This is a genomic window from Stenotrophomonas pictorum JCM 9942 (assembly GCF_001310775.1).
Taxonomy (GTDB): domain Bacteria; phylum Pseudomonadota; class Gammaproteobacteria; order Xanthomonadales; family Xanthomonadaceae; genus Stenotrophomonas; species Stenotrophomonas pictorum.
Genome location: NZ_BAZI01000083.1, coordinates 1 through 9227, shown reverse-complemented (window position 1 = coordinate 9227; position 9227 = coordinate 1). Strand labels below are relative to the sequence as shown.

Genomic DNA, 9227 nt, shown 5'->3' with positions numbered 1-9227 from the left:
CGCTTGCAGCGGACGAGTGCTCCGCGTTGGGCGGCGCGACCGGCGCGGCGGCTGTTCAGATGGGCGGTGGGGGCGGCGGCGATGTTCAGTCTGCTGGCGATCGGCGTGCGGCATCAGGACGATGGCGCCGAGTACTACGCCACGCGCAAGGGCGAGATCCTGCGGGTGCCATTGCAGGACGGCTCGGCGATCACGCTCGACTCGGACTCCCAGGTGCGGGTGAGCTACAGCGACAGCCGTCGCGACATCCGTCTGCTGCAGGGCGAGGCGTTGTTCGATGTGGCCAAGAACCCGCATCGGCCGTTCGTGGTGCGTGCCGAGGAAACCGATGTGACCGCGATCGGCACCAGCTTCGCGGTCAGTCTCACCGAACGTCGCAGTGGTGGTGTGGAAGTGCTGGTGCGCGAAGGCGTGGTGGATGTGACCGACGTACAGGGCGCGGTGGCGCCGGCGCGACTGCTGGCCAACTACCGCGCCCTTGCCAACCGCAGCCATGGCATCCGCATCGAGGCGGTGCCCAGTGATGATCTGCAGCAGCAACTGGCGTGGCGCGAGGGCATGTTGTCGTTCAATGGCGACACGTTGTCGGTGGCGGCGGCGCAGTTCCTGCGCTACAGCGACACCCGTATCGTCATCAACGATCCGCTGGTGGGCAGCCGCCGCATCGTCGGCCTGTACTCGGCCAGCGATCCGCGCGGATTTGCGCACAGCGTCGCCCTGAGTCTGGGCCTGGTGGTGGAACAGCACGGCAACGATGTCCGCCTGAGTTCCCCCGAGCCCGCGTCCGCTGCGGCGCGGTCCCTGCAATGAACGTGGAAATGAGCATGTACAAGAGCAATCGATGGGCGCATCTGCTGGCGATGCTGGTGCTGTTGGGCGCCGGGCAGGCCACTGCTGTGGCCCGGGCCGGCGACGCGCAGCCATTGTTGATCCGTGATGCGATGGTGTTCGATGGCACCGGGCGCGCCGCCTATCCGGCCAGCGTGCTGGTGGAAGAGGGCAGGATCGCGGCCATCGGCCAGCAGCTGCAGGCGCCCAAGGGCGCGCGGGTGGTCAACGCGCGCGGACAGGCATTGCTGCCGGGCTTGCTGGATCTGCACACACACTGGACGCCCAATGCGACCCCGTCGGAACTGCCCCGGGTGGCCAATCTGTACATGGCTGCGGGTGTCACCACGGTCAGCGATTTCCACGAGCCGCCGGAGGCCTACGCGCCGCGCCGGCAATGGCTGGCCTCGATCGCCGCGCCGGACGTGAAGTTCGCCGCGCGCATCAGCACCCCGCTCGGTCATGGCGCCGACTGGGGCGATGAAAACACCACCCGCTGGGTCAACTCACCGGCCGCTGCGCGGGCGGGGGTGCAGGCGGTGGCGGCCTACAAGCCGGATTTCATCAAGGCCTTCACCGACGGCTGGCGTTACTCCAATGCCGCCGACAACAGCAGCATGGATGAGGAGACCCTCAGCGCGCTGGTCGAGGAAGCGCACAGGCACGGCTTGAAGGTGTTCACCCATACGGTGATGGTCAAGCGTGGCAAAGCCGCTGCGCGTGCCGGCGTGGACGTGATCGCGCACAGCCTGCAGGACGGTCCGGTGGACCAGGAACTGGTCGGGTTGATGCGTACCCACGGCACGGCCTATGCGCCCTCTCTGGCGGTGTACCTGCCCGAGCGCGTGGACGGCAGTGGCCGTACCGCCAGCAAGCCGGAAGTGCTGCGCCAGCGCGAACGCAATTTCACCAACGCCCTGGGCAATGTCAAAGCCTTGCATGACGCCGGTATCCCGGTGGTCGTCGGTACCGATGCCGGTATGACCGGTACGCCCCATGGCAGCTCCACCCTGCGCGAGCTTGAGCTGTTCGTCGAGGCAGGGCTTACCCCGGCCGAAGCGCTTGTCGCCGGCACCGCGCACAGCGCCAAGGCGTTGGGCGTGACGGATCGAGGCACCATTGAAGTCGGCAAGCGCGCCGATCTGCTGCTGGTGCGCGGCCAGCCGTGGCAGCGTATCGCCGATATACGCAACACGCAGCAGGTGTATGTCGCCGGTCGCCAGGTCCATGGCAAGGGAGCGGCGCTGCCCGCCGGCAACCACGCGTTGGCATTGCCGGCGCTGCCGGTGGCCGCGCTGGTGGATGACTTCGAGCGCGAAGACGGTCGCACCGCGCTGGATACGCTGCGTATCGACGAGGCCGATGGCGGCAACGACCGCACCGTGCAGGTGACCGAAGTGGTCGCCCGCGAAACCGGTGGCCACGCGCTGGCCACACAGGCCAAGCTGTCAAACAAGGACACGGCGTTTGCCGCGACGATCCTGCCGCTGAGCCGTGGCTCGGTGGCGCCGGTGGATGCGCGGGGCTATCGCGGTGTCCGCTTCGAACTGCGGGGCAGCGCGCCGGAGCTGCGCCTGGAAGTACGCGCGCTGGGCAGTCGCCGCTTTGTCGCCCCGCTGCAGGCCCAACCGCAGTGGCGCGCGGTCGAGGTGCCGTTTGTCACCTTGCAGGGACAGCCGCCATACCGGGCCAAGGGACCCATCGCCCAGTGGAAGGGCGATGACCTGCAGCAGCTGGTGTTCTCAGCCGGCGGTGAACCCGGCAGCAAGGTCTGGTTCGAAATCGACAACGTCACCTTCTACTGAGTTGCGGAGGATATGCCGATGAAGCCGACCCGGCTGCGTGCGGCCCTGCTGGGCTGCCTGTTGTCCATCCCTGCCAGTGTGGGCGCGCAGGATGCCGATGTGGTGGCCGCGCTGGACCGCTATGCCGCGCGCCAGGCCGAGGTCGGGCTGGCACTGTGGCAGCGTCCAGAGCTGGGGTACCTGGAAACGCAATCCTCGGCGTTGCTGCAACAGGAGCTGCGCGAGGCCGGATTCCGTATCCAGGCGGGCGTGGCCGGGATGCCGACGGCGTTCGTCGCCAGCTATGGCCGACGCGGCAAGGGGCCGGTGATCGGTCTGCTGGCGGAGATGGATGGCTTGCCGGCCATGGCGCATGCGGCCGAGCCGGTGCGGGTACCCCTGCCCGGGCAGCTCGCCGGGCACGCCTGCGGTCACAATCTGTTCGGTGCCGCCTCCGTGGGCGCGGCGCGGGCCATCGCACAATGGCTGAAAGACACCGGCAACGACGGCGAAGTCCGGCTGTACGGCACGCCGGCCGAGGAGGGAGGCTCGGGCAAGGTCTACATGACCAAGGCCGGGCTCTTCGATGGAGTGGATGTGGTGCTGCATTGGCATCCGGCAGCCGACAACTCGGCCGCGCAAGGCACCACGCTGGCAAACATCAGCGGGAAGTTCCGCTTCCAGGGGCGTGCTGCGCACGCGGCGATTGCGCCGGAGCGTGGCCGATCGGCACTGGATGGCGTGGAGGCGTTCAATCACATGGCTAATCTGATGCGCGAGCACGTGCCCGACGGCACCCGAATCCACTACGTCATCAGCAACGGCGGGGCGGCGCCCAACGTGGTGCCGGATGATGCTGAAGCGTATTACTACGTGCGTCATACCGACCCGGTGGTGGTCCGCGAGGTGTTCGAGCGCCTGCACCAGGCCGCCCAGGGCGCTGCGATGGGGACGGGTACCACCGTTGCGTTCGAGCAGACCGGCGGGGTGTTCTCGCTGCTGCCCAATGACACGTTGGGGCAGGTGATGCAGGCGGCACTGCAGCGGGTGGGCGGTGTGCGCTATGACGTGGCCGAGCGGGCCTTCGCCGAGCGCATGCAGCAAACACTGGAGCGGCGGCCGGCGCTGGATGAGGCTGCTGCGCTGCAGCCTTACCGTGCCGACAACGCCGGCAGTGCGTCCACCGATGTGGGCGATGTCAGCTGGATTGTTCCCACGGCAGGGGTGAGCACGGCGACCTGGGTACCGGGAACGCCGGCGCACAGCTGGCAGGCCGTGGCCGCCTCGGGCTCGACGATTGGTGCCAAGGGGGCTCTGAATGCGGCGAAGACCCTGGCGCTGGCCGCGGTGGCGCTCTACCAGTCCCCGCAGACCGTCGCCGCCGCCAAGACAGAGTTCGCACAACGGCGGGGTGCGGATTTCACCTATCAGCCGCTGCTGCAGCGCACCGCACCGCCATTGGACTACCGGCGCAAAGCGGCCGACTGAGTGACGACGGGCGGGCGCTCTAGTCGATGGGCGCCATGATCTTCAAGGGCGCAAGCTCGTAGCCCATCGCGACGGCCTGGGACTTGAGCGCCTCAAAACGGTCAGCGTCCATGCCGGGTGTGCGGGAGAGGATCCACAGGTATTTGCGGTCCGGCTCACCGATCATCGCCCACTGGTAGTCCGGGTCCAGGGCGATCACCCAGTAGTCCGCCCATACCCAGGGCAGCCATGCGAGCCATTCGGGCGCGAAGCGCACCTGCAGGCGGCCGGGATGGCCGGCCACGGTGCGTGCGGTCCCCTCGGCCTGGATCAGGTCCCCATCGGCCGTGCGGCAGCGATTGAGCACGCTGATGCGCCCGTCGGCATGGCGCCGATAGCTTGCGGTGATGTCGGCCACGCATTTTTTCTGGAACGACACCGGCAGATGGGCAATTTCATGCCATTGCCCGATATAGCGGTCCAGATTGAGCTGCGGCACGGAGGTCACCGGTTCGGAGGCAATCGCCGAGAACGGCAGCGAGATGGCGAGCAGCAGTGAAAACCGGGTGCGGGGCATGGGTGGATCTCCGTGGCGAGGTGGAAAGCCCGGTCACCATGCCGCCGCTCGAGTGAATCTTTCGTTTTCCCGGATAACAGGAGTGGCGACTCCGGCTGCGATGATCGTGGCCATGCCTGTCGATTGGCGGAGGCAGCTGGGCGGGTGCGCAAACGCTGCATCAGGGCGGCCTTCGCGGACCGGCCTGTTGCCACCCCTGCGCATCTGGAAGGGAATCGGAATTGGATTGTGATCGTCGGACAGGCAATGGAGCGCCGCAACGCGTGCCGCGATGGCGAAGCACCCTGCGGCCGCGGATACCGGTTGCTCCGGGGGGGCGCGTGGCCACTTTCTCGCGGTGGTTGAGGGGACGCCGGTGCGCCCAGCGGGATGTGCCTCTTGGCGAATAAAAAAACCGGGCGTAGAATCGCCCTCACCGTTTGGGGCGGTAGCTCAGCTGGGAGAGCGTCGCGTTCGCAATGCGAAGGTCGGGAGTTCGATCCTCCTCCGCTCCACCAAACACCCGCAAAGCGCCGCATCGGAAGATGCGGCGCTTTGCGTTTGCGTGTCTGCGCACGCGGTGTGTGGGCCTCTGGATGGCGTGGATGCCTTTGCCGAATCGGTCGTTTGGAATGGATTCGCGCGGATGTGAAAATTTTTGTGAAATTCGCTTGCCCAAATCGAAATGCATCCGTAATATGCACGTCCTCGCCGGCGACAACGCCAACGAGAAAAAAGTGGCCGAGTAGCTCAGTTGGTAGAGCAGGGGATTGAAAATCCCCGTGTCGGCGGTTCGATTCCGTCCTCGGCCACCATTCCATTAAAGCCTGCAGAAATGCGGGCTTTTTTGTTTTTCCATGTTGATGATGTCGCTGGCGTGGTACACCTGCCCCACGCTTGCGCCTGCGTAATCAGGGGATGCGCGCAGGTGCTTGTGTCGTAGCGGGACAGTGCCGCCAGCGGCGGGCAGCTGGCGACCGCGGATGGCTCAGAAGGGCCAGAAGCGCGGGATGAAGATCACGCCCAGAATCCAGAAGATCAGATTCAGCGGCAGGCCCACTTTGAGGAAGTCGGTGAAGCGGTAGCCGCCGGCGGTGTAGACCATGGTGTTGGTCTGGTAGCCGACCGGGGTGAGGAAGCTGGTCGAGGCCGAAAAGGTCACCGCGATCAGGAAGGGCGTGGCATCCACGCCCAGCATCTGCGCGGTGGAGATGCCGATCGGGGTCAGCAGCACGGCCGCCGCGGAGTTGCTCATCAGCTCGGCCAGCAGCAGGGCGACCAGGTACATCACCGCCAGCACCACATGCGGGCCGAGGTCGCGTACCAGTCCGATGGTGTGCTCGACGATGAAAGCGGCCGCTCCGCTCTGGCTCATCGCCACGCCCAGCGGCAGCAGGCCTGCCATCAGCACCACGATGCGCCAGTCCACAGCCTCGTAGACCTCATCGGCATGCAGGCAGCCTGCCAGGGTCATCGCCACCGCGCCGACCAGCGAGGTGATCGCGATCGGCATCCAGCCGATGGCCGAGATGCCGATCACCAGCGCCATCGTCACCAGCGCGAAGGGGCCGCGCCAGCCTTTGGGCTTGACCGCTTCACGTTCGGACAGCACCACCACGTCCGGATCGCGGCGCAGCGCACCGACCTCCGCGCTGGCGGTGATCAGCAGCAGGATGTCGCCAACATCCAGCCGCACATCCTTGAGTTTCTCGCGCAGCACTCCGCCACGACGCTGGATGGCCAGCACTACCGCGTTGTGGTTCCAGCTGCGGTCCAGCGCTTCCAGGGTGCGGCCAGCCGCGCGCGAGTTGGGCGCGATCATCACTTCGGTAACCACCTGCTCCACATCATCGAGCAGGCGGGCTTTGAACTTGAATTGCGAGTTGATCTCCAACCCGGCTTTGCGGGTGAATTCGACCAGCCTGGGCCAGTCGCCACGGGCGAGCAGGATGTCGTCTTCCTGCAGCGTCTGGGTCCGCGGTGACCACACTTTGTTCTTGCCGCGCAGCAGTTCCAGTACGAAAACGCCGTTGGCTTCGCCCAGCTTCATCTCTTCGATGGATTTTCCGATCAGGCGCGAGCCGGGCATCACCCGCAGTTCGGTGAGGAACTTGCCCAGCTCGTAGTGCTCCACGAACTCGGAGGTGCGGGTGTCGGGCAGCAGCCAGCGGCCGAAGATGAGCAGGTAGGTGCAGCCGGCGGCCAGGCAGATCAGGCCCAGCGGCGTGAATTCGAACATGCTGAAGCCGGGGTGGCCCAGATCCTTGGCGATGCCGTTGACCAGCAGGTTGGTCGAGGTGCCCACCAGCGTGCACACGCCGGCCATCTGCGAGACAAAGGACAGCGGAATCAGCGCTTTGGAAGCCGGCATGCCGATCCGGGCGGTGGCGGTGATCACCAGCGGCATGAATACCGCCACGACGGCGGTGTTGTTCACGAACGGCGCGATCAGCGCCAGCACCGCGAACAACAGCAGCAGGAACAGAAAGGGAGACCGGGTCCGACTGAACAGCCAGCCGATGCCGGAGAGCGCGCCGCTGTTTTGCAGGCCTGCGGCCAGGACGAACATGGCAGCGACGGTGATGGTTGCCGGGTTGCTGAAGCCACTGAGCGCCTGCTGCGGGCTGACCAGATCGAGCAGGGCCAGTGTGGCCAGCACCAGGACAGCCACCATGTCCATGCGCAGCTTTTCGGTGGCGAACAGATAGACGGCAACCACCGTGATGCCGATGACCATCAGGATCTGGAACGTCATACAGCCGGGTCTCCGTGAGTCATCCGGTTCCGATGGGAGTTGTTGCGAGGAAGCCGGTGAAGCCTGGGGGACTGCGTAGAGGTGGGCGCAGTCCGATCGTGGCGCATGACGCGGGCTGCGCGAGAGCCCGCGCCGGTAGAGGCGATCAACGCGCCGGCAACAGCGGGCGCAAGACCGGCTCCAGCTGTATCTTGCGCCAGCCATCGAGCGCCGCCGGCCACTGGCCGCTTTCCAGCAGGGCCTCCAGGTGCTTGCGGGAGGCCAGCAGGCCATCAGGCAGGCCCAGTGCGGCCGCGTGGCTGGCGACGGCCTCCTGCAGCCGCTTCAGTGCGGCCTTGTTGCTGTCGCTTGGTGCCAGCGGCTGCGGTGCCAGGGCCTCGTCGTCCAGTGGCGTGTTCAGGGCCTGCCAGACAGCCTGGGCCAGTTTGCGCGGCGCTTTGGGAAAACGGTCGAACAGTCGCAGCATCGCCTCGTAATCGGACGGCGGTGTGCGCGCCAGCGTGGTGGCGACTTCATTGTCGAGAATCCAGCTGCGCGGCTTGTCGCTCTGCCGGGCCTGGCGGTCACGCCAGCGCAGCAGACGCAGCAGGCGCAGCTGGGCCTCGGGCTCGAGGAACTGCGCCGCGCGCATCGACAGGTGCGGCCATTGTTCGCTGTCATCGGCCTCGACATTGGTGATCATCCGCTCGCCGTCCTCCTCCAGCCAGCTGCGCCGATCCAGCGCCTGCAGCCTGGTGTCGATTGCATCGTGCAGTGCGAACAGGTATTCCACGTCGTCGGCCGCATATTCCAGCTGTGCGGGCGAGAGCGGGCGGCGCATCCAATCCGAGCGGGTCTCGCCCTTGGGCAGGGTGACGCCGGTGATCTCGGCCACCAGTTTCTGGTAGCCCATGCCGCCGCCGATGCCGGCCAGTGCCGCGCCGAGCTGGGTGTCGAACAGCGGTCGCGGCATCGCATCGCAGGCGCACTTGAAGGCGACCAGGTCTTCGCTGGCGCTGTGCATGATCTTGAGGATGCCGGTATCGGTCAGCCAAGGGCGCAGGGCCTCGGTCATGCCGGGAATCAGCGGATCGATCAGCAGGATTTCCTCGCCCACGGCCATCTGCACCAGCGCCAGCTGCGGCCAGTAGGTGCGCTCGCGGATGAATTCGGTATCCAGCCCGATCCGGCCGGGTCGCTGGCGGTAACGTTCTTCAAGTTCCGCCGGGTGTTTGATCCAATAAGCCACGTGGTGTCCGTCAACTGCAGGGTTTGCTCAGGCAGGCGAGAATAGCCTAACGTCGATTCGTCCCGTGATCCGGGACAGGAATGGGAGGAAGTTTGCGTACTACCGGCCAGCTGATCTGCATGGCACTGCTTGCAGCCGTGACCTGCGGCGCGTGTACGCCTCAGGCGCCCGGCACAGCGGCACGGAACCAGGAGCGCGGCGTGACATCAGCGCCCGCACCACCGGCCGAAGCAGGGCCTGCCTTGCCGACGCAGGCCGAGCCCGAGCGCGCGACGGTGGAGGCAACGCCGCTTCCGGTGTGGATGCCGTCGGTGCCGGAGTTGACGCCGGAAATGGTGGACAAGGCCCGTCGCCAGGCCGATGCGGCCTTGGCCCAGGGGCACCTGTATGACAGCGCCGAGGCGGCAGTGCCGTTGTATCTGGCGGTGCTGGCGGTCAAGCCCAGGGATGCCAGGGCGAGGCGCGGACTGGACAAGGCGCGGCAGCTGCTGCGGTCCCAGGCGATGGAGCTGATGGCGCGTCCGGATGACCAGCGGCAGGCCTTGGCCGAGGCGGCCGAGCGGGTGAGTGTGGCGATCGCGTTGGCGCCGGAAGGCAAGGCCGAGCAGG

General features: G+C 66.6%; 6 protein-coding genes, 2 tRNA genes and 1 pseudogene. 6 read left to right on the top strand and 3 right to left on the bottom strand.

The window, feature by feature from the left end; genetic code table 11:
- The 3 genes from JCM9942_RS06420 to JCM9942_RS06410 all read left to right on the top strand — a co-directional run.
- A partial coding sequence (locus tag JCM9942_RS06420; RefSeq protein ID WP_218185464.1) for a FecR family protein occupies positions 1–810 on the top strand: 810 nt, incomplete at its 5' end.
- Between the two features lie 14 nt (positions 811–824).
- Entirely contained in the window at positions 825–2633 is a 1809-nt protein-coding gene (locus JCM9942_RS06415; protein ID WP_054658530.1) for an amidohydrolase family protein, read from the top strand.
- An 18-nt stretch (positions 2634–2651) separates the two neighbouring features.
- On the top strand, positions 2652–4100 hold the full coding sequence (locus tag JCM9942_RS06410; RefSeq protein ID WP_054658526.1) for an amidohydrolase: 1449 nt from the start codon (positions 2652–2654) through the stop codon (positions 4098–4100).
- A gap of 19 nt (positions 4101–4119) precedes the next feature.
- On the opposite strand, the gene JCM9942_RS06405 is transcribed toward JCM9942_RS06410, so the two are convergent.
- Positions 4120–4656: a lipocalin family protein gene (locus JCM9942_RS06405; protein WP_054658524.1), complete on the bottom strand. Its 537-nt coding sequence runs from the start codon at positions 4654–4656 to the stop codon at positions 4120–4122.
- 421 nt (positions 4657–5077) lie between these two features.
- On the opposite strand from JCM9942_RS06405, the gene JCM9942_RS06400 reads away from it, so the two are divergent.
- Positions 5078–5153, top strand: a tRNA-Ala gene (locus JCM9942_RS06400).
- Positions 5154–5374: 221 nt separating this feature from the next.
- Positions 5375–5450: transfer RNA gene (locus tag JCM9942_RS06395), tRNA-Phe, on the top strand.
- 173 nt (positions 5451–5623) lie between these two features.
- On the opposite strand, the gene JCM9942_RS06390 is transcribed toward JCM9942_RS06395, so the two are convergent.
- Both JCM9942_RS06390 and rnd read right to left on the bottom strand, forming a co-directional pair.
- Positions 5624–7390 carry an SLC13 family permease gene (locus JCM9942_RS06390; protein ID WP_054658522.1) on the bottom strand — a complete coding sequence of 589 codons (1767 nt, stop codon included), beginning with the start codon at positions 7388–7390 and terminating at the stop codon, positions 5624–5626.
- Positions 7391–7535: 145 nt separating this feature from the next.
- On the bottom strand, positions 7536–8618 hold the full coding sequence (gene rnd, locus JCM9942_RS06385; protein WP_054658520.1) for a ribonuclease D: 1083 nt from the start codon (positions 8616–8618) through the stop codon (positions 7536–7538).
- Positions 8619–8860: 242 nt separating this feature from the next.
- Here rnd and JCM9942_RS06380 point away from each other — a divergent pair.
- Positions 8861–9227: pseudogene (locus tag JCM9942_RS06380) on the top strand (hypothetical protein); the annotation flags it as partial.